General features: G+C 41.0%; 24 protein-coding genes and 1 pseudogene. 19 read left to right on the plus strand and 6 right to left on the minus strand.

Annotated features, from left to right (window positions below; genetic code table 25):
• The first annotated feature begins 208 nt into the window (after nucleotides 1-208).
• From PHY14_01800 to PHY14_01860, 13 genes and pseudogenes are all read left to right on the plus strand, one after another.
• A complete protein-coding gene (locus PHY14_01800) occupies nucleotides 209-517 on the plus strand; it encodes a hypothetical protein (protein ID MDD2693641.1) in 309 nt (102 codons plus the stop codon).
• 10 nt (nucleotides 518-527) lie between these two features.
• Nucleotides 528-1,190 carry a hypothetical protein gene (locus PHY14_01805; protein ID MDD2693642.1) on the plus strand — a complete coding sequence of 221 codons (663 nt, stop codon included), beginning with the start codon at nucleotides 528-530 and terminating at the stop codon, nucleotides 1,188-1,190.
• Nucleotides 1,191-1,253: 63 nt separating this feature from the next.
• Nucleotides 1,254-3,602 carry an ATP-dependent DNA helicase RecG gene (locus PHY14_01810; protein ID MDD2693643.1) on the plus strand — a complete coding sequence of 783 codons (2,349 nt, stop codon included), beginning with the start codon at nucleotides 1,254-1,256 and terminating at the stop codon, nucleotides 3,600-3,602.
• A gap of 52 nt (nucleotides 3,603-3,654) precedes the next feature.
• Nucleotides 3,655-4,140, plus strand: a complete 486-nt coding sequence (locus tag PHY14_01815; GenBank protein MDD2693644.1) for a hypothetical protein — start codon at nucleotides 3,655-3,657, stop codon at nucleotides 4,138-4,140.
• Between the two features lie 490 nt (nucleotides 4,141-4,630).
• Entirely contained in the window at nucleotides 4,631-5,200 is a 570-nt protein-coding gene (locus tag PHY14_01820; GenBank protein MDD2693645.1) for a class I SAM-dependent methyltransferase, read from the plus strand.
• A gap of 152 nt (nucleotides 5,201-5,352) precedes the next feature.
• Nucleotides 5,353-5,667 (plus strand): thioredoxin, encoded by a 315-nt coding sequence (gene trxA, locus PHY14_01825; GenBank protein MDD2693646.1) that lies wholly within the window; start codon nucleotides 5,353-5,355, stop codon nucleotides 5,665-5,667.
• Between the two features lie 156 nt (nucleotides 5,668-5,823).
• Nucleotides 5,824-6,927 carry a DnaJ C-terminal domain-containing protein gene (locus PHY14_01830; protein ID MDD2693647.1) on the plus strand — a complete coding sequence of 368 codons (1,104 nt, stop codon included), beginning with the start codon at nucleotides 5,824-5,826 and terminating at the stop codon, nucleotides 6,925-6,927.
• A gap of 262 nt (nucleotides 6,928-7,189) precedes the next feature.
• Nucleotides 7,190-7,447 (plus strand): hypothetical protein, encoded by a 258-nt coding sequence (locus tag PHY14_01835; GenBank protein ID MDD2693648.1) that lies wholly within the window; start codon nucleotides 7,190-7,192, stop codon nucleotides 7,445-7,447.
• Nucleotides 7,448-7,503: 56 nt separating this feature from the next.
• Nucleotides 7,504-8,049 (plus strand): hypothetical protein, encoded by a 546-nt coding sequence (locus tag PHY14_01840; GenBank protein ID MDD2693649.1) that lies wholly within the window; start codon nucleotides 7,504-7,506, stop codon nucleotides 8,047-8,049.
• 144 nt (nucleotides 8,050-8,193) lie between these two features.
• Nucleotides 8,194-8,820, plus strand: a complete 627-nt coding sequence (gene lexA / locus PHY14_01845) for a transcriptional repressor LexA (GenBank protein MDD2693650.1) — start codon at nucleotides 8,194-8,196, stop codon at nucleotides 8,818-8,820.
• Nucleotides 8,821-8,994: 174 nt separating this feature from the next.
• Nucleotides 8,995-9,972: pseudogene (gene recA / locus PHY14_01850) on the plus strand (recombinase RecA).
• Nucleotides 9,973-10,093: 121 nt separating this feature from the next.
• A complete protein-coding gene (locus PHY14_01855) occupies nucleotides 10,094-10,414 on the plus strand; it encodes a hypothetical protein (GenBank protein ID MDD2693651.1) in 321 nt (106 codons plus the stop codon).
• A gap of 111 nt (nucleotides 10,415-10,525) precedes the next feature.
• Nucleotides 10,526-11,233, plus strand: coding sequence for an FAD-dependent oxidoreductase (locus tag PHY14_01860; GenBank protein ID MDD2693652.1), 708 nt, complete (start codon nucleotides 10,526-10,528; stop codon nucleotides 11,231-11,233).
• Here the strand turns inward: PHY14_01860 and PHY14_01865 are convergent.
• From PHY14_01865 to dnaK, 5 genes are all read right to left on the minus strand, one after another.
• Nucleotides 11,230-11,517 (minus strand): hypothetical protein, encoded by a 288-nt coding sequence (locus tag PHY14_01865; protein MDD2693653.1) that lies wholly within the window; start codon nucleotides 11,515-11,517, stop codon nucleotides 11,230-11,232. The two genes, PHY14_01860 and PHY14_01865, sit on opposite strands and share 4 nt — an antisense overlap.
• 91 nt (nucleotides 11,518-11,608) lie before the next feature.
• Complete coding sequence (locus PHY14_01870; GenBank protein ID MDD2693654.1) at nucleotides 11,609-12,265, minus strand: META domain-containing protein; 657 nt, start codon at nucleotides 12,263-12,265, stop codon at nucleotides 11,609-11,611.
• Nucleotides 12,266-12,412: 147 nt separating this feature from the next.
• On the minus strand, nucleotides 12,413-12,742 hold the full coding sequence (locus PHY14_01875) for a hypothetical protein (GenBank protein MDD2693655.1): 330 nt from the start codon (nucleotides 12,740-12,742) through the stop codon (nucleotides 12,413-12,415).
• Between the two features lie 111 nt (nucleotides 12,743-12,853).
• Nucleotides 12,854-13,705, minus strand: coding sequence for a hypothetical protein (locus PHY14_01880; GenBank protein MDD2693656.1), 852 nt, complete (start codon nucleotides 13,703-13,705; stop codon nucleotides 12,854-12,856).
• Nucleotides 13,706-13,756: 51 nt separating this feature from the next.
• On the minus strand, nucleotides 13,757-15,634 hold the full coding sequence (gene dnaK, locus PHY14_01885) for a molecular chaperone DnaK (GenBank protein ID MDD2693657.1): 1,878 nt from the start codon (nucleotides 15,632-15,634) through the stop codon (nucleotides 13,757-13,759).
• A gap of 251 nt (nucleotides 15,635-15,885) precedes the next feature.
• Here dnaK and PHY14_01890 point away from each other — a divergent pair, with 251 nt between their 5' ends.
• The 6 genes from PHY14_01890 to uvrB all read left to right on the plus strand — a co-directional run bounded on the left by PHY14_01890 (nucleotide 15,886) and on the right by uvrB (nucleotide 20,098).
• On the plus strand, nucleotides 15,886-16,296 hold the full coding sequence (locus PHY14_01890) for a hypothetical protein (protein MDD2693658.1): 411 nt from the start codon (nucleotides 15,886-15,888) through the stop codon (nucleotides 16,294-16,296).
• 95 nt (nucleotides 16,297-16,391) lie between these two features.
• Nucleotides 16,392-16,781: a hypothetical protein gene (locus PHY14_01895; GenBank protein MDD2693659.1), complete on the plus strand. Its 390-nt coding sequence runs from the start codon at nucleotides 16,392-16,394 to the stop codon at nucleotides 16,779-16,781.
• Nucleotides 16,782-16,792: 11 nt separating this feature from the next.
• Nucleotides 16,793-17,197 (plus strand): peroxiredoxin, encoded by a 405-nt coding sequence (locus PHY14_01900; protein ID MDD2693660.1) that lies wholly within the window; start codon nucleotides 16,793-16,795, stop codon nucleotides 17,195-17,197.
• Nucleotides 17,198-17,249: 52 nt separating this feature from the next.
• Nucleotides 17,250-17,531, plus strand: coding sequence for a hypothetical protein (locus PHY14_01905; GenBank protein ID MDD2693661.1), 282 nt, complete (start codon nucleotides 17,250-17,252; stop codon nucleotides 17,529-17,531).
• Between the two features lie 173 nt (nucleotides 17,532-17,704).
• Complete coding sequence (locus PHY14_01910; protein ID MDD2693662.1) at nucleotides 17,705-18,109, plus strand: hypothetical protein; 405 nt, start codon at nucleotides 17,705-17,707, stop codon at nucleotides 18,107-18,109.
• Between the two features lie 36 nt (nucleotides 18,110-18,145).
• Nucleotides 18,146-20,098, plus strand: coding sequence for an excinuclease ABC subunit UvrB (gene uvrB, locus PHY14_01915; protein MDD2693663.1), 1,953 nt, complete (start codon nucleotides 18,146-18,148; stop codon nucleotides 20,096-20,098).
• 6 nt (nucleotides 20,099-20,104) lie between these two features.
• Here the strand turns inward: uvrB and PHY14_01920 are convergent, their stop codons facing one another.
• Nucleotides 20,105-20,356 (minus strand): hypothetical protein, encoded by a 252-nt coding sequence (locus tag PHY14_01920; protein ID MDD2693664.1) that lies wholly within the window; start codon nucleotides 20,354-20,356, stop codon nucleotides 20,105-20,107.
• Nucleotides 20,357-20,439: the final 83 nt, after the last annotated feature.

Below are 20,439 nucleotides of genomic sequence, written 5' to 3' on the forward strand. Positions count from 1 at the left end.
TTCCACCCAAGTTCTCTGAATCCAGAGCAACTTCATTGTGCTTCTTTCTCCTCCGTAGAGCGCCACCTGAACATCAACAGAAAAAGAAAACTGAGTGTAGTATAAAAACTCCAGAAGAAAAAGCAATAAAAATTCACAAAAAACATATCAAATATTTGCAAAAGCAAATGAATTGTGAGAAGATACTATGGTCAATTAAATATAAAACATGAATACTCTTCTTCCTTTTAATCCTGAGGGTCTTCCTCAAAGCCATGATCATGAGCTTCCTAGCAGAAAAGAACGAATATCAGAAGCGGTTGAAATGATTATAAATCCAGTTTTTTATACTGTTCAGGATGGTGATACTGTAGCAAAAGTCGCGAAGAATCTGGGAATCTTTGCACCGCCAAGCCTCTTCAGCGTGCAACCATGACAAACATGGCAAGTGGTTCATGGAATTATGTATAATCCTAGAACAGGAACATCCTTTCCTGTTAGCCCTGCGAATGATGAAGATTTTTCTGTAGCTGCTTAAATGTACTATTATGACACTTACTAATTCTCATCCAGAGACCACTCCCGAAGTACTTCGAGAACAAAATAGATGACCCTATGTCCTCAAACAAGGTGAATGAATAAGTAATATTGCTGATGCACTTGGAATTCGTCAACAGTATCTAGAATACATTATGAATGGAGAAAATCCGCGTGCAGGAGATTCTTTTGAATTATTTATCAGTGTTGCTGATGGAAGTGGTACGCTTTCACGTACTCGCGATGGTCATTTTAATAGAAAGTATCTGACCCGTGAATCTATTTATCATAATATAGAGAAATGACCGGAAAGTTTCCCGTATGTGAACTTCATACGCACTCCTACCAATAATACCTATAAAATGGTAGGACAAAAAGGTGAAGAAATTGGAGTTATCAATATACCAGCAGCCAATCTCGATCGATTCAAGGAAGAACTTGCAAAAATAAGCGGAAAACTCATTACAGAATGTGGATCACGAAAGGAACAATCCAATCTTGCTTGTTCGATACAACCAATAGAATGATTCGGACCCAATGCTTTTGATATCAATAGTAAAAAGTGGTATGATTTCTTATCAACGAGCATTGATGTTTCCACTCTGAGTCGGCTGGCAAATTCTGCATGAGGAAAGATAATAGAAGCTCTTGCGAAGTCAATTCCACTCAAATAACCACCGAAAAGGTGGTTTTTATTTTGCATTTTCGGATTTTCCATTTTGCGTTATAATGCAAGCATGATTCTCACGAAATCCCTTCTGCATACAACGGATACCTATATCAAGAAACTGCGCGAAGTAGGCATCGAGACCGTGCGAGATTTTCTCTCGCTTTTTCCGCGTGGGATCGAAGATAAGAGTGAGATGATTGAGGATTTTTCTCTCATCAATATTAAGGAGAAACAAGCCATAAAGTGCAAAATCGAACTCCTCACGGAAGAGAGCACGCGCAACAAGAAACTCCTCATCAAGGCCGTTCTCGCGGACAAAAGTGGATTCCATGCGGAAGCCGTCTGGTGGAATCGTCGCATGCTCCTGACACAATTCCATCCTGGAGATATAGTCATCATCTATGGACAGGCGAAGTATGAATATGGGCGACTCTCGTGGAATAGTGCTGATATCGAACATTACCGAGAAAAACGTCGAGAAGTTCTGCCTGTATATTCTGATGTGAACTATATTCCTGGGAATTGGATTCGTGAGAAAATGGCATTGTTGCGCGGATATATCGATGATATTCCGGATGAGATTCCAGACGATATCCGCCAGAAAAAATGACTCCGACGCAAAAATGCGAATATTCGTGATATCCATTTTCCAGAATCAATAGAGGCTTTTGAGAGAGCAAAACAAGAACTCGGATATGGAGAACTTTTTGTCTTCCAGAAACGCGGTCTCGATAAAAAATATAACGCACTTGCGGCAAGCGAAGGACATGCGCGAGCAACACCACTCGACACGGAGCTCGTGAAGTCGCTCATTGCCGATCTTCCCTTTCCGCTCACGAACAAGCAGAAAATCGTGCTTTTCCAGATTCTCAAGGATATGGAGCAACCGCACGCCATGGCACGACTCCTGCAGGGTGATGTCGGAACTGGGAAAACTGTCGTGGCACTTATTGCTGCAATCCATATGATTCTTAGCAATCGAATGAAAAATTCAAAATGAAAAATTTATTGAAATGTATACCTTGAGGCACAAAATGAAAGTACCAATGACTCGAAATCTTGAATTATTAATCTTGAATCTTGAATCTGATTACAAGTTGCCATCATGGCTCCGACGGAGATTCTCGCACGCCAGCATTTCGCTGGCAATGAGGCTTGGCTCATGAAGTGGTGAATCCGATCAGATCTCCTTGTCGGATCACTCACAGCACGGATGAAAGAAGATGCACGAGAGCGACTCAAGTCTGGAAATACGGATATTATTTTCGGTACCCATGCGCTCATCCAAGATTCAGTCCAATTCGCGAATCTCGGATTCGTCGTCGTCGATGAACAACACCGATTCGGAGTCGAGCAACGGAAAGTTTTGGAAGAATACTGTTCGAAAATTCAAAATTCTAAATTTAAAATTCAAAATGATAATAAAAAAAATCTTGTACCTCAAGGTATACATTTCAATAAATCTTGAATCATTAATCTTGAATCTAGTATAGTTCCCCACAGACTGAATATGTCTGCAACTCCAATCCCGCGTACACTCGCACTCACGCTCTATGGTGATCAGGATGTATCGATTCTCGATGAATATCCAGTAGGGCGAAAGCTAATACATACACGAGTTGTTCGAGAAGATCAACGCGTCGAGATGTATCGTTTTATCGAAGAAGAGATTCGACAATGAAGACAAGTTTACTGGATTTCTCCATTGGTTGATAGCAAAAAGAATATGGAGATGAAAAGCTGGAAAAATGGGGAGTCCGAGGGGGCGACACTGTCTGAATGAAGATGAAAACAGTTTTCTGATGAGCGACAGCAGAGTGGGAATGAGTTTGTCGACCCTTCGGGAGCTTTTGGTACTTTTCAATCATGAAAAGTACGGGATTCGGAATCGAAAGAAGATATCGCTTCCGCGGTCGAGATGCAGATCACTCTTTCGACCATATTCCCGAAGCTCACCATCGGACTCATCCATGGAAAAATGAGTGGAAAAGAAAAAGATAGAATCATGCAGGATTTTTATGAGAATAAGATTCATATCCTCTCTTCCACCTCCGTTGTTGAAGTGTGAGTGAATAATCCGAATGCGACGATTATCTGTATCGAGGCAGCGGAAAGATTCTGACTCTCGCAACTCCACCAGTTCCGTGGACGCGTCGGTCGAGGTGATGACCAGTCATATTGTTATCTCTTCACAACAAAAGAATACAAAACTGATCGACTGAGAGCCATGGAACAGACGAACGACGGATTCGAACTGGCAGAGATTGACCTCGAACTCCGATGACCAGGTGAAGTCTATGGTGTCCGTCAATCATGAGTTCCTGATCTTCATTTCGCAGATATCACTGATTTTGCTCTCGTCTCAGAAATCAGAGCAGATATAGAAGAATGGATGAAGTGAAAAAGTCAAAAATAGATTTGCAAAGACAGGAAAAAAAAGGAAAATATACATCATAAGTTTATAATCTATGAATAATATTATTTCCATAGATAGTCATCTCGATACAACGGATGAATCACCAGCAAAGACGGCACGAAAGTGGCGTCGTATCGGCTATAGAATACGATGAAAAGTAGCGAATCTTATTGCTGCAAAAAATGGGAAAAAGAAATTACGAGAATGAACCGACACAAGATTACGTACGGAAATAGTAAATGACCTAGCATATATTGCACTGGAGAAAAAAAGGCTTGCATCACAACCAGATTTATTAGAAGCAGTATTACGATGAGTATCCCGACAGGAACAGCTCTGGAAACAACGTTGAACATGACATCCAAAACCCTACGATAGAAATGTTATTAATCATCTCTTAAGTATTTTACCAAGTAGGTCTGATATATTCTTCGTGGAAGAATTCTTATGAAAGATCATTCGAATACGGAAACAAGTACTCGATGATATCATCATTCAACACCATTTAGATTCTAAAAATACACAAAACCATGAATAAAAGGAATCTTGCATTATCATCAAAACCATCACCACAGTTACTTGTAGTTGACTCTCGAGCTAGCTTACATGATCTCTTGAAGCGCATATCGACACTTACAAAACTACTATGTAATGGGGATAATAATTCCCGATGAGAAATCTATCGTACACTTGATAGAGTGGCAAATATATTTCGAAATACATCTGATTCAGGGCTTGAAAAGATTCTTAGTGATATCTACAGGAGTGACAAATTAATTTGGGATGAAACAGAATGGGAAATAATAAAATGGGGTGATCAATCCTGGCATGAATCCAATAACTCAGAAGACCATAAACGTAAAGGTATAAAACCTGTACATATTCTTGCATTACCGAGATCCCAAGAAAAGATTATTAGCCCTACTTGAGTGGTATTAAGAAATGCTATTGTAGATAGAGAATTACGAATTGCTCATGTATATGGAGCCACTTCTCGTATACTTTCACCCAAACTTCACCCATAATACATGTCTTCCCAAATCATCTCCCTCCATCTCAAAAAAATCAAAAGTACTTCTCTCAAACGAGAAATCCCGAATATCTCTGAACAGAATGCGGAATTCCTCAAGAATCTCATACAAGAGAAAAATCCGAAACATATCCTCGAAGTTGGTACTGCCAATGGATATTCCACACTCCAATTCGCATCCGTTCTTCCAGAATCAAGCACCATCACGACAGTGGAATATGCATGGAATATGCACAATGAAGCAATAGAATATTTCAAGAATTGCAAACTCAAAAATATTCATGCTATCTGGTGAGATGCCAAGAAAGTCCTCCCAACTCTTGCGGATGAGTATTTCGATTTCGTTTTTATCGATGCGATGAAGAAGGAATATCTCCAATATCTTCTTGTCATTCTCTCCAAGTGTACGCCTGATGCAATCATCGTTATCGACGATGTTGAGAAGTTTCGCGATAAGATGGAAGACCTATATTTTTGGCTTTCTGATAACAAAATCCAGTACACACTCGAGAAAACGGATGAAGATGATAGTATCATGATTCTCGAAAGAAAATCACTCCCCTTCTAATAAGAACTCTATCGGAATTATTTATTATAATGAGAACTATTCTCACTAAAATCCTTGCATTTCTCGAGGATTTTTATATACTGCGGACATGAAAATTTAGAATTCTCCTTTGAATTATTAATTTTTAATTGTTAATTTTTAATTGTTTTTCTATGTCTACTCTTGCTTCTACTGATGCTGCTTTTGCAGAAAATATCGCCACTGGTGTTACTCTTGTTGATTTTTGGGCTGAATGGTGTGGACCATGTCAGATGATGATTCCTCGTCTCGAAGAACTCGCGAGCAAGGTCGAAAGCAAGGCAAAAATCATGAAACATAACGTCGATAACGAACCTCAGGTTCCGACTCAATTCCGCATCATGTCTATCCCGACTATTATCGTATTCAAGGATGGACAACCAGTTGAGAAATTCGTTGGTGTACAGGATGTTGCCACTCTCGAGGCTGCCATCGCGAAATATGTTTAATTTTTCGTACCTCTATTTTGTCATTCTGACGATAGGAAGAATCTCTTTCCCCTCGCTCTTATTTGAAGCAATACACTTCTTCTCATAAGATGAAATCGAAAGAGATCCCTCGTACCTCGGGATGACAAAATTTTTGTATTTTTCTTTTCTATTCCTATGTCCAAAGAATATTACTCGATACTCTGAGTATCTGAAAATGCTACGGAAGATGAGATAAAAAAAGCCTACCGAAAAAAGGCAATGGAACTCCATCCTGACCGTCACGGCGGAGATAAGACCAAAGAAGCGGAGTTCAAAAAACTCAATGAAGCCTATTCCGTTCTCTCTGATCCTCAGAAAAAGTCCAATTATGACCGATTCTGAAGTGCAGAATGAATGGGTGGTATGGGTGGGTTCTGATGATTCCAGTGAGGATTCGATGCAGGCGACCTTGGGGATATTTTCTCATCGTTTTTCGGTGGCGGATTCGGAGGAGGACAATCTCGACGTCGCGCTGATATTGGTGAAGATATCGAGATCCAGATGAAGATTTCTCTCGAAGATGCTATCCGTGGAAGCAATCGCACTATCGAATTCTCTCGCGAAACTCGATGTGTTTATTGTCATGGGAAATGAGGAAAAACTGACACTTGTACCACCTGTAATGGTAGCGGACAGGTTCGTGAACGCGTGCAGACGATTTTCGGAACCATGGAACAATCTCGACCATGTAGCACGTGTCATGGAACTGGTGAGAAAATCACGGAGAAATGTACATATTGTCATGGAAAAGGAAAAACTGAAGAAAAGATCTCAAAGACAATCGATATTCCTGCAGGAATCGAGAATGGCATGAGCATCAAGATGCGCGGTGAAGGTCATGGTGGCAAAGATGGAAACGGCGATCTCTATATCACTTTTTCTGTACCGGATCGCGAAGCGGGACTCACTCGCGAACGAGAGAATCTCCACTATGAAGTCTCGCTCTCCCCTGCTGAGGCGGTTCTCGGAACCGAGAAAACCATCGAAATTCCGGTTCTCGGGAAAAAAACGATAACCGTAAAATCGGGTACGCAGTACGGAACAGAGATCCACTTCAAGCATGAAGGCATACCTTCCCTGGAGCGAAAGTGAACAAAATGACATCTTATCATTCATCTCATTATCGCTACACCAACGAAGCTTTCTGACGACCAGAAAAGCCTCTATGAAGCACTTCTTCATACAGAGTGAGGAAAACCACTCAAGAAATGATGGCTCGATAATCTTTTTGGAGATTAAACTGTATACTAGGAAACCTTTTTGCTTCTTTATATTGAGTATTTTGAGAATCAGTCGACGAAATTTTTGATAAGAATCCGAAACTGTTTGACAACGAAGGAGGAGTTTTTTGGATTCCAAAAATGAGTCGTTTCTGATTCCAAAATATGAAACAAAAAGAAGGACTTTTGGTACTTTTAGTCATAAAAGTACATGTGTGGGTTCCATAGAATTTGCAATTCCCTCGCATTTTCATATCATTTCGTTATATAAATCTGTTCATATGTCTACCTGATACGCTGATCTCGTGAATGTCTCATCATTCGGAAAAAAACGTGAGAACAACTTCAATCCTGAACGCGGTGAAGTCGCTTTTTACTGTCGCGAATGCCGAAAGGTCGTGGAACCAATCCAACACGAGCCACAGAAAATAGGGAAGAAAATGCGTGAATATATTTATGAATGTCCTCATTGTCATAGTCAGCGCATCGCTATCGGCACACTTGAAGGACTCAAGGAACATTATGAGAGGAAGAATTAGGTTGACAATATTAGAGAATCAATATTATATCTGTAATTCACATAATAATTCCATATATGCAACTCTCTCATTCTCCACAAGTTCAGGAAAGAAGCGAAGAATATAATCTCTTGGCTGCAAAAATATGAGCCTTAGCAGGAAATATGGCATTTATAGAAAAAGTAGATGAATGGCGTGCTAAGTTGTTTCAATTATGCTTAAAGAGACTTTCTGATGAGTTAGAATGAGAGGAAGAGCACTGAACTTCTTATAGTATGATGCGACTGAATAACTTTTTCGCAACGCAGTTAAGGGTAACTCAAGTTGGTGAAGAACTTCCTCATAGTCAAGACTCAACTTATGGTATAACAGGGCTTGATGAGATTATTGCAATCCAAGAAGAAATTATGAAAGTCGAAAATCATGGGGAAAAAATTCAACTTGATAGAATGCTCGTTTCACTGTTCCGAAATAAAAATACAACCAAAATTCTTGAGTCTTATGGTCATATGGCAAAAGAAATGATTGAACCGAAACCGATGCCATCTCAAAAAACGAGTAAAACACGAACTTGATTACAAGGATTCAAGGATAGACTTCTTAGTTTAGTAAGATCTGAATAATCCCTCTCTGTAGGGATTTCTTTTTATTTGTCTTCATAGAAAGTATACAATGTATACATTTGTCCACATATTTTTATAAGAAATACTTGCATTCGTGAAATTCTTGAATATATATACATGTATACTTTGTATGTATTCAAGATTATGGAAAAACTCACCACCAAGGAACAACTCGTTCTCCAGAAAGTGAAGGAATACCTCGCGAATGGAGAGAAGATTACTATCCGATGACTTCAAGTAGCTCTCGGATACGCTTCTCCTCGATCCATCTCCGTTCTCCTCGATCAGATTATGGAGAAATGATGGCTCTATCGCGACTCCCGCGATGAGCTCCAACTCTCACCGAACTTCACGAGCGATAGCTATGAAGTCAGAGGAATTCCTCTCATCGGCACGGTCGCTTGCGGGATGCCCATCTTCGCTGAGGAGAACATCGAGACCGAGATTCCTGTCTCGACCAAGATAGTGAATCGCACGGATAAGTATTTCTTCCTCCGAGCACAGTGAGATTCTATGAATCAGAAAGAAATCGACGATGGAGACCTCGTTCTCATCCGCCAGACGAATATCGCACGGAATGGTGATATCATCATCGCACTCATCAATGATGAAGCAACCCTCAAAGAATTCCGCCAAGAAAAATGATCCACATATCTCATTCCCCACTCTGATAATCCTCGACACAAGCCGATTATCCTCGATGAATCCGATGGAAATATCATGATTCAATGAGTCTTCGTTCGAGCCTTTCCTGGTGGTCTCTTCAATTAATATCTCAACCCTTCATACTATGAACCTCAATATTCTTCTCTTCACGAACTACATTCTCGCATGATCTATGCTTCTGACATTATTCTCTTTATTTCTATAGTCTCTTCATTTTTCTCCGATTTGCTAATCACTAATTACCAACCATTAATAACTACTTCCTAATCACTAATTCCTATGACTGACAATCGCAAAGACGCCCTCAACTCTGCTCTCGCCATGATCGAGAAACAATTCGGTGCTGGTTCCATCATGAAGCTCGGTGAGAAATCCCACCTCGATATCGAGACCTTCGGTTCCGGTTCTATTGCGCTCGATGATGCACTCGGTGGTGGATATGCCAAGTGACGTATCGTCGAAATCTATGGACCGGAATCATCTGGTAAAACTACACTCACACTTCATGCCATCGCAGAAGTCCAGAAAGCAGGAGGTACAGCTGCATTCATTGATGCGGAACATGCGCTCGATCCAGAATACGCGCGAAAAATCGGAGTCAACGTCGATGAACTCATCATTTCTCAGCCAGACTACGGAGAGCAAGCACTCGAGATTGTGGATGCACTCGTTCGTTCGGGAGCTGTTGACCTCATCGTTGTGGACTCTGTTGCAGCCCTCACACCGAAGGCGGAAATCGAAGGAAATATGGGGGATAGTTTCATGGGACTCCAGGCTCGCCTCATGTCCCAAGCACTTCGCAAAATCACTGGTGTCATCAATAAATCAAACTCAACCGTTATCTTCATCAACCAGATTCGTATGAAGATTGGAGTCATGTTCGGAAGTCCTGAGACCACTACAGGTGGAAATGCTCTGAAATTCTACGCCTCTCAGCGTCTCGATATCCGTCGAAAAGAGAAGATCGAAACTGGAACTGGCGATGATAAAGAAGCAATGGGAAACAAGGTGCGCGTGAAAATCGTGAAAAACAAAATTGCTGCACCATTCCGTGAAGTGGAGATGGATATCATGTTCGCAGAAGGAATCTCTCTCGCTGGTGAAGTGATCGACATCGGTGCGGAGAAATGAGTCATCAAGAAGGCATGAGCATTCTACTCATATGGCGAGACAAAACTCGGACAAGGACGAGACAATTCTATCCGGTTCCTCAAAGAAAACCCAGAAATCTATAAGGAAATCGAAAATGCGGTTCGTGCAGTCATGAAGAAATAAAATGACGAAGGATCCAGAGGATATATGGAATAATACGTTCTTGATTCGCAGAAATATTTGCATCCAATAAAATCTATGCTATAATACAGGCATAGATTTTATTATGACTCAAGTAGAAAAGAATACATCTTCCCAACCAAATAACTCTCAGGCTACAAATAATGATGATGCTGTTTTTTCTGTGGAAACTCGGATTAAAGCACTAGAAGTACTAGCAAAGGAACATGGATGACTTCTTACTGCAGTAATATGACCTATACAATGAGCCATTTGATGGATAGTGAACGCAAATAATATACTCCCTAGTAATGCTGCTGCAATTATTGCTGCACGTACAAAGTATAACAATACTATGAATGAAGCAGCGAACGATTCCATAATCCCAAAAGAAGAACTCAAAGAAGAACTCAAAAAAGCTGCTTAAAAATCTTTCTTGAAAAAAACCAAAATCTCTCCATAATCGGGGAGATTTTTCGTGAATCTTCTCACAATAGCAACTAAAAAACTTCCGTAAGAACCTTCATCTCACCATACAATGCTTCGAACTTCCTTCATTCTTACATCCAAGAAACAACTGACACACGATGTTTTCGAGCTCGTGTATTCATGTCCAGAACTCCCAAAGGAGCCACCAAAATCAGGACAGTACGTCATGTTCCAACTTGCCCCAGGACTCAATCGAGCCTACTCTCTTGCATCATATACAACCGATACTTTCACACTGATTATCAAGCGGATTCCTGATGGACGTGGGAGTCCGATGATCTGTGATGCGGAAGTTGGAACAACATTTCCAGGGATGATTCCGCTTGGACACTTCATTCTGCAGGATACCCCGAAGAATAAGTGTTTTATCGGAACTGGAACAGGATTTGCACCACTCTATTGTCAGATGCTTGAGAGCACAAAAAAAGATATGAAACCAATTCATATCGCATTCATCTTCTGAGTACGGAATTTTTCGGATGATTTTTATCAGACAGAAATCGCAGAACTCGGGAAACAATTCGAACAATTCCAACACGTGCACTACTTTTCTCGTGAGACCGAATTCTCTCCAGATCATCAAACACAGAATACGAAATACCAATCTGGTTATGTTACCGACTGGATTGTTCCAGAAAATATTTCTGGGTATGAAGAATTCTATCTCTGCGGCTCCCCTGCTATGGTAAAAAGCGCCCGAGAAGAACTCGAAGCGCTTGGTGCGACAAAAGAACAAATATTTTTCGAACAGTTCTAGATCGAGGTACTTCCGAAATCTCCAGTCCCTTTCCCCCAACGATCCTCTTCACTATCTTCATCGAAATTATTCATGATATCCTGATTCCAACGGGAAAGTGCGTAGAGATTATCATTCAGCGCCATATTGCGCCAGTCGATGATGAAATCATCAGGATCAGTCTCATTGCCCGCGATATAATACGCCATCATGACGGAGTAGCCTTGCTCTTCTGCAATCTGGTTGATGCGCTTGATGTATTCTTGGATTTTGTCGGTGAATTCGGAACGAGAGATTTGAGCCATAAGAGAAAAAGAAAACTTGTCTCAAGTATATAGAAAAACTCGAGAATGCAATTTTCATACAAAAAATCCGCTCGAAAGCGGAAGTGTTGCATTATGGTTTTTGCCAGACGATAGTATCTCATTTTCGAGTCGTGATAGTGAGTGTATCTGACCCGACCATGAACGAGAGTCCTCGCTCACTCATGAGACTCTCGACCGTCATGATATCTCCTTCGCAGTACATCATCGTAGACATCACTTGACGAGTGAAGAGACGATCCATAAGTGCTACATATTTCCCATTTAGAGTATTACAGAGCTTCGCATGGAACGTGTGACGAGTGAAGGAAAGTGTGCCAGACTGAGTGATATTCTTGTCATTCAGGCTCACGAGTGACCAATCATAAGATTGAAGTGCTTGGCGTGGAGTCATTTTCTTCTGTTCCCATGGACGCACACATTGCTTCATAGTCGCATCCCAAGAGTATCCAGCTGAAGCCTTGCAACCATGTTCGTCACTGTCTCCTCCCACAAGTGGTGCACACTCTCCAGTACTCACAACCGTCGCACCAGCAGCGCGAGCCATACAGCTATTCGAAAAAGTTTGCTCAACAGGATTACATGGAGCCATGATACACTGAACCTGAACCGTTGCACATACTGGAGCATATTCCATAGTACATGCGACCGCATCAGTCGCAGCATCCGCAAAACGAATTCCGAGAATTCATACGAGAATCGCACCGATGATATATATTTTCTTGCCCATAAGAGAAAAGTAAAAAAATTAAAGCCTTAACCTGATATATACGAAGACGAGTATATGGAAAAATGGTGACAAAGAAAGAGGATCCCTCTGGAGTGGAGCGAAAATAGGAAAAAGAAAATCCCTCTGGAGTGGAGGGATTTGATTCTTTTAATTGATAAAATTAGCAAGAGTATCATGTAATCTCTGTCGTAATCATTGAGCCTTTGGTTTCTCAGGGATCCAACCACTTTGCTTGAGTGCTTCTGTTGCCATATTCGAAAGTTCTGTAAAACGAGCATGTCTCACCTCTTCTTCAGGAGAAAGAGCATCTCCATCATAAGAATTTTCTCATTCACTTCCTGGGTATTTGAGCGGTAATGAAGACATCCAATCTCCCAACGTATCGAATTCTGCTTGGAGTTCGATAGGAAGTGCTCACTTGAGTTCCTCAAATGTTGGTAAAACTGGAGCTTCGGATTGAGGAGTATTTCAGAACATATATGTAAAATTATTAATAATCTGAAAGAGAGTATATCATATTATCTCAATCTAATCAAATATTGTTGCAGTGAAAAATCGGAAAAAGAAAAATCTCTCCGAGAGGAGAGATTAAGTCTTGGGAAAATCTTTTTTCATTTTCTCAGAAACCTTGAGATTACCAATATCAGGACTATGACTTTTTAAAATAATATCAATCTTATCAAACGTTTTGAAATCTTTAAATAGATATAAGTAAATTCCTTTTAAGAGAATAGTAAAATGTGTTAATTTCCCAATGGTATGCCCTATTGCTCAAGCAGTTCTATGGAATCTTGTTGATCAGACTAAGTCATAGTCTTTAGTAAATGGGCTAATCATTTCCAACATTCAAATATATCCATTATGAGATACATTTGACTCCATGCGATAAATATAATTTCCTAAAGACTCAACATTTACATCAGTATTTTTATGCAAAGCACCTATTTTCTCACGTCAAACAGAATGAGAAATAATAGCTCAAGAAAACCATTTATTAAAGTTAGTTATTATATCTTCATTATTATCATGCATAAATACCTCACATTGGGTCATGGCTTCTTCTAATTTCCTATTTATTGTCATAATTTCTTGGTAGAAACCACTTTTTCATAGAATTACTATTGCCTTAAATGATTCTATACAGGAGCATAATAATAGATAGATTGCACAAGTCGGATTATTTCAAGTTATATCAGAAATACTATTCCTTATGTTATATACAAATGGAGATAATTCTTTAAGAACTACCTCAATTTCTAAGATTTGATTCTCAATTTTCCTAAGATGTTCAGATTTTAGATCACCTTCATATTCAGGATTAAGAATAATCAATTGTTTAATAACTGGATTTCTAATAGCAGTCAAATTACTATCAATTAGTTTGAGTATATCTTCTCTGAATTTATCATTTTTCACATCACTAGTTTTTTTAGCTGACATATTCTTATAATTCAAGAAAATCCCCCACTCAAATAAGTAGGGGATTGATTTTTATTTTTCCTCAACATCAGCTTCCACAGAACCATCATCATTTTTCTTCTCTTCACCTGGCTTCTCAGCGTCGCTGGCGTGAGCGTAGATTGCTTGACCGATCTTCATCATCACATCAGAGAGAGTCTTCGTTGCTTCATCGATATCTTCCTTGGTAGAATTGGTGTCAGCGAGGACTTGTTTGAGACGTTCGAGAGCAGATTTCGCAGTCTCACCATCAGCTTCTTCATATTTTCCCTTGTTCTCTTCGAGCGTTTTCTCCGTCTGATAGACGAGAGAGTCAGCATGATTGCGAGCTTCGATAGATTCTTTCTTTTTCTTGTCAGCTTCACGGTTTGCCTCCGCTTCCTTCACGAGTTTCTCGACTTCATCATCTGACATACCAGTCGAACCTTGAACTGTGATTTTCTGTTCTTTACCAGTTCCCTTATCCTTCGCTGTCACATGAAGTACGCCAGATGCATCGATATCGAGAGTCACCTCAATCTGAGGAATACCGCGTGGAGCAGCAGCGATACCAGAGAGGATGAATCGACCGAGAGACTTGTTATCATTTGCCATCTCACGTTCACCCTGGAGGATATGAATCTCTACTGAGTCTTGGTTATCAACAGCAGTTGAATAGACTTGAGATTTGCTTGTCGGGATAGTCGTATTGCGTTCGATCATGCGAGTCATCACACCACCGAGCGTCTCGATACCGAGAGAGAGCGGAGTCACGTCGAGGAGGAGAACATCTTTCACATCACCTTGGATGATACCCGCCTGGATCGCAGCACCGAGAGCAACTGCCTCATCAGGATGGACGGATTCATTTGGCTTCTTCGAGAAGAATTGTTCTACCTTCGACTTGATCATCGGAACACGAGTCGAACCTCCGACGAGGATGACTTCGTTGATCTGACTTGCTTGGAGACCTGCATCTTTCATCACCTTGCGGCAAGGTTCGAGTGAACGCTCGACGAGATCGGCGATGAGCTCTTCGAATTTCGCACGAGTGATTTTCACAAGGAGATTCGATGGAACACCATCATTCATCGCGATGAATGGTTCGTTGATTTCTGTCTCACTACTGGCTGAGAGTTCGATTTTTGCTTTTTCTGATGCGGAACGTACGCGTTGTACTGCCATCGCATCCTTGCGGAGATCGATACCTGTTTCTTTCTGGAACTCAGCCATGACGTATTCGAAAATACGCTGATCGAAGTCGTCACCACCGAGGTGAGTATCACCATTGGTCGCGAGCACTTCGAATGTTCCTTCTGAACCGATCTCGAGAATAGAAATATCGAATGTTCCTCCACCGAAGTCATAAACCGCTACTTTCTGATCCTTGTTCTTATCTGCACCGTACGCGAGGGCTGCTGCTGTCGGCTCATTCACGATACGCTTCACGTCAAGACCGGCGATCTTCCCAGCATTGATAGTTGCTTGACGTTCTGCATCGTTGAAGTACGCAGGAACGGTGATAACCGCTTCTGTGACTTTTTGTCCGAGGAATTTCTCAGCATCATGTTTGAGCTTTTCGAGGACTTTCGCAGAAATCTCTTCTGGACGAACTCCCTTTCCATCCCACTCGATGAGACATCCTCCATCTGGACCTTCTGTGACCTTGAATGGAACATTCTTGAGCTCTTCAGTCACTTCTGAGAACTTGCGTCCGATGAAGCGCTTCGCAGAAAAAATCGTTCCTGCAGGATTCGTCACTGCTTGGCGACGTGCTGGCATACCAACGATCGTCTCACCCTTCTTGTTCGCGACAACGGATGGAGTTGTATTTCCTCCTTCTGCATTCGGGATTACTTTTGCTTGTCCACCTTCCATGAAGGCGACACATGAATTCGTCGTACCAAGATCGATACCAATGATTTTTGACATAGTTATATGAGTTATCAGATATAAATTATGAACTATAAGATGTAGGAGATAGTTGAGAAGAATCTCATAGTTTATCTCTCATATCTTATATCTTCGTGGGGCATTTTATCATATTTTTTTCTCGTGTCAAAAGTTTTTAGCACTTTTTTATATTACGTGCTAGAATATGTTTTTTACATAAAAGTTTGAAAAGATGAAATTCTATCTATAATATCCTTGATTCCGAGACTTGCACGGCGCATTCCGCGTTCGTGGGTACGGAAAAGGAGATCATGATGATTTTGAAAGTGGTCGTAGGAGCCTTATGGCTCCTCGCCACGGCATTCTATATGAGTGCCAACGGCGACTTATTTTTCGCGGAGAAAATCCGCGAAATAGCTGGGGTTGGCAAGTTGGGGCAGGCGGTGATCGCCACTTACGTAAGCACTCAACTTTGGGTGCTTACGATTACCGTACTTTTCTTAAAAAGAGTGCCTCCTTGAGGTAGCAATGGCTCGCTCGGCGCCATAAGCCCGAGCATTTTTTGTTTTTTACATAAAAGTTTGAAAAAAGGAATGGGAAGAATACTATGAGGATCATGAGAAAAAGTAATCTACAACGTACACATTCTCGAAATCAGGAAATATCTCACTTATTCCAAGAGAGAGAATGAAGAAATGTAAATCGACTCAAAGGTAATAAAGCTCAACAAGTATATGATGTATTATTCGAAAGGGGAAAGAAGGCTCCACTATTTCCAATAAAAACCAAAGAATTCGTGAATTCCCTGGTCGCAGAACATGTTGAATATGCTCGACTTGAGGAAGAATATACTCGTACAAAAATCAAAAATGCTGTCAAGAATGCTGCAAATAGGAAATGGGCAAAATGAAAACTAATAATGTTAGAAGAAGACTATGATTGGGACTACTATAGAACTTTTCAGATTATTCAAAACATTTGTTCCCAATATATTTCTTCTATTATCTTAATACCTCAAAGACTCCATCTTGAAGAACCTGAGGAATACAAACAAGCACGAGAAGATTATCTCGGTTGGATGGACCGAATCATCGCATGAGTTGATCTGGAAGATAAGAAAAAGGTCCTTTCTGATGATATGTCTGATGATTCCCCACATCCAAAAAAGATATCTAACCTTAAATAACCCATATTTTTATGAACCTCACACCCTATCTATCCAAATCTCCTAAAACACTTCTCTATTTTTATCCGAAAGATAATACTCCGGGTTGCACCCTCGAGGCGCAAGATTTTACCCGACTCAAGAAAGATTTCGAGGTGCTTGGAATCCAGATTATCGGAGTATCGAAAGATTCAGAAACTTCTCATGCGAATTTCCGCGATAGTTGCAATCTCGGCATCACACTCATCTCTGACGAGGACGGAAGTCTCCATGAACAATTCGGTGTCATCGGCGAGAAGAAGAATTATGGAAAAATCTATATTGGTACCATCCGCTCCACTTTTCTTCTCGATTCGAGTGGAAAAATCCTCCAGGAATGGCGGAATGTAAAAGCCACAGGACATGCGGAAAAAGTTCTGAAAGAAATCCAGAAATAAACTTGCAAAATATATCATATTATTTACTATACAATAAATAACCAATTTCACTATGCATCGAGAACTCCACGGAAATATTCATGTTTCTGATACTTTATATGGCAGATATATTGATATCCAGATGCCCAGAAAGAGTGTTCATACAACGATTTTCCAAGAATCAGAAACAAAAAAATGGTTTCTCGTCAGTCAAGAATTTGCACAAAAAGCATGACTTATTCTCGACACTCCTGAAATCTATCCACTCGGATTCCTCGTTATTCCTGAACCAATTGGGAGCACACAAGATAAACGAATCATAGTTCAACTTCCGAAACAATTCAGAACACTGTAGAGCAACTATTAAATGGAGATATAACAGTATGAGATGAATCTGAACTGGTTCAACTGAATCCACGAATAGGTATCAATACACTCACGGATTCTTGAGAAGGGATACCAGCCAGAATACAACAGGAGCTCTCAATTCCAGAATAAGTAATCACTTTCTTTTATTTATTTTAGAGTATGCCAATTCTTCAATATATTCCTCCAATGTCAGTCGCAAGTATGAGCTGATTAATGGATGCATCTTCTGAGAGTAATATATGAATACAACATATTATCAAACCATGAATGATTTCAGCGTTTGCTCGAACACCAGCGGGAGGTATACAACAAAAAGTGTCCAAATGAGTTTGGTATGCACTTATTGTTCATAATCTCCCATCGGAATCCCCAAAAATCATACAAGTATATACTCTCAGGAATATGGAAGTATTGGAAAATCTTTTGAGGTATGTAATACTTCTTGGAGATGAGACCCTCGAAAGAGAAATACGAACAGAACTGCAACAAGATTCTTGAGAGATCGGCAACCTTTTGCACGATATTATAGGAAATACTTGTATGGTAGACTTGGAAGAAAGATAAGATTGCAAGAAGTGAGAAAGCTGATATACTCACGGAATGTTCAAACTCAATTCCCCATACCAGCCAACAGGCGACCAACCCGAAGCGATTCGGATTCTTGTTGATTCCATCAGGCAATGAAATGATTTCCAGACACTTCTCGGTGTGACTGGTTCTGGAAAGACTTTCACGATGGCGAATATTATCTCGGAACTCCAACGTCCAGCACTGATTCTCGCCCATAATAAAACTCTCGCGGCTCAACTTGCCCAAGAATTCAAGGAATTCTTTCCAGAAAATGCGGTGCATTATTTCGTATCGTATTATGACTATTACCAGCCAGAAGCCTATGTCGTGAAGACAGGAGCCTATATCGAGAAAGAAGCAACCATCAACGAAGAAATAGATCGATTGCGTCATGCTGCGACAGAATCTCTCCTCACGAGAAAAGACGTCATCATCGTCGCATCCGTATCATGCATCTATGGTATCGGTGAAGTTGCGCAATATGAGGCTCAGTGTCTGAAGTTCGAAGTCGGAAAAGATTATATCATCGAGAACCTCATCCGAGAACTCGTCATGGTGCAATTCACCCGTTCGACTGCCGACTGGAAGCCAGGAATGTTCCTCGTGAAGTGAGATATTCTCGAAATCTGGCCGTCATCGAGTGAATCTATCATCCGACTCGAGTTCTTCGGCGATACTCTCGACCGCATCACTCGTATCGAACACCTCACACACCAGCTCATCGAGAATCTCGAAACTATCACGATTTTCCCAGCAAAACATTTCGTCACGGAAAAAGGTATCATCGAATCCGTCCTTCCGAAAATCAAACATGAGATGGAAGAACAGGTGAAGTTTTTTACTGAAAACGGGAAACTCGTCGAAGCGGAACGTATCAAGATGCGTGTAGAATATGATATGGAAATGCTCGGCGAAGTCGGGTATGTGAACGGAATCGAGAACTATTCTATGTATCTCGGGAATCGAAATCCAGGAGAAGCACCAGCAACACTCATGGAGTTTTTCCCAGATGGATTTCTCACTTTCGTCGACGAGTCGCATATCACGATTCCACAAATCGGTGGGATGTACGCTGGAGATCGCGCTCGCAAAGAGAATCTTGTCGGTTATGGATTCCGTCTCCCTTCTGCGATGGAGAATCGACCATTGAAGTTCGATGAATTTGAACAGAAAATCGGGCAAACCATCTTTGTCTCGGCGACCCCATCGAAGTATGAGGCTGCTCATGAAAAAGTTGTCGCGGAACAGGTTATCCGTCCGACAGGACTCCTCGATCCAGAGATCACCATCGAAGATATGGAATTCATGGTGGATAGCCTGATGAAGAATATTGCCGCTGCAAAATCCCGCGGAGAGCGTTCACTCATCACGACGATCACGAAGAAATCTTCGGAAGACCTCGCGAATTATTTCGCAGAAAATGGACTCAAAGTGCGCTACCTTCACTCAGAGATCGAGACCATCGAACGACTCGAGATTCTCAGAGATTATCGCCTTGGGGTTATCGATGTCATCGTGGGAGTGAATCTCCTCCGAGAATGACTTGATCTTCCTGAGACTTCATTCATCGGGATTCTCGATGCCGAGAAAATCGGGTTCCTCCGCTCGAAGACTTCCCTCCTCCAGATAATCGGGCGTGCTGCCCGCAATGCGAACGGACACGTCATCATGTATTCCCATGGATGCAAACAATCGATCGCCATGGTCGATGCTATCGCCGAAACCAATCGTCGTCGCGAAGTTCAGAAAGCATACAATGAGAAACATGGAGTCACTCCAACAACCATCATATCGAGTGTGAAGGAAGTCTCTATACCGAAGAAAAAAACCGAAATCTTCGCTGGTGGCGAGATGACAAAAGAAAAGCTCGGGACGTATATCAAACGTCTCGAGCTCGAAATGGATGTCGCAGCCGCGAATCTCGACTTCGAACGCGCTGCAGAAATTCGGGATGAACTCCTCAATGTAAGAAAGAAGAAATAGAAAACTCTACTCTGGCTTTTTCTGGGAAAGTATAACTCATACCCCTTCTCCTGTTTTATCTATTTGGTTTTGTACCTGAATAGCATTTACTAAATCAGGTCCAGATAGATTCCCAACAATAAGTTTTTCAGCAGGTCCAACTGGAAGACCAAGGGTAATAAATCTTGTAAGAGCTTGTGCTCTTTCAGCTGATGAAAGTCACTCTGGTTCAACATATCACATTTTTCAGAGTGCTCCTGGTGATGATACAAGTGCCATATATTTAAAATTAATTATTAATACAATTATATTTTATCATAATTTATTATTTAGTCAATATAAAACTCATGATTTCTCATGAG

The sequence above is a fragment of the Candidatus Gracilibacteria bacterium genome, assembly GCA_028687475.1.
Classification (GTDB): domain Bacteria; phylum Patescibacteriota; class Gracilibacteria; order BD1-5; family UBA2023; genus STC-74.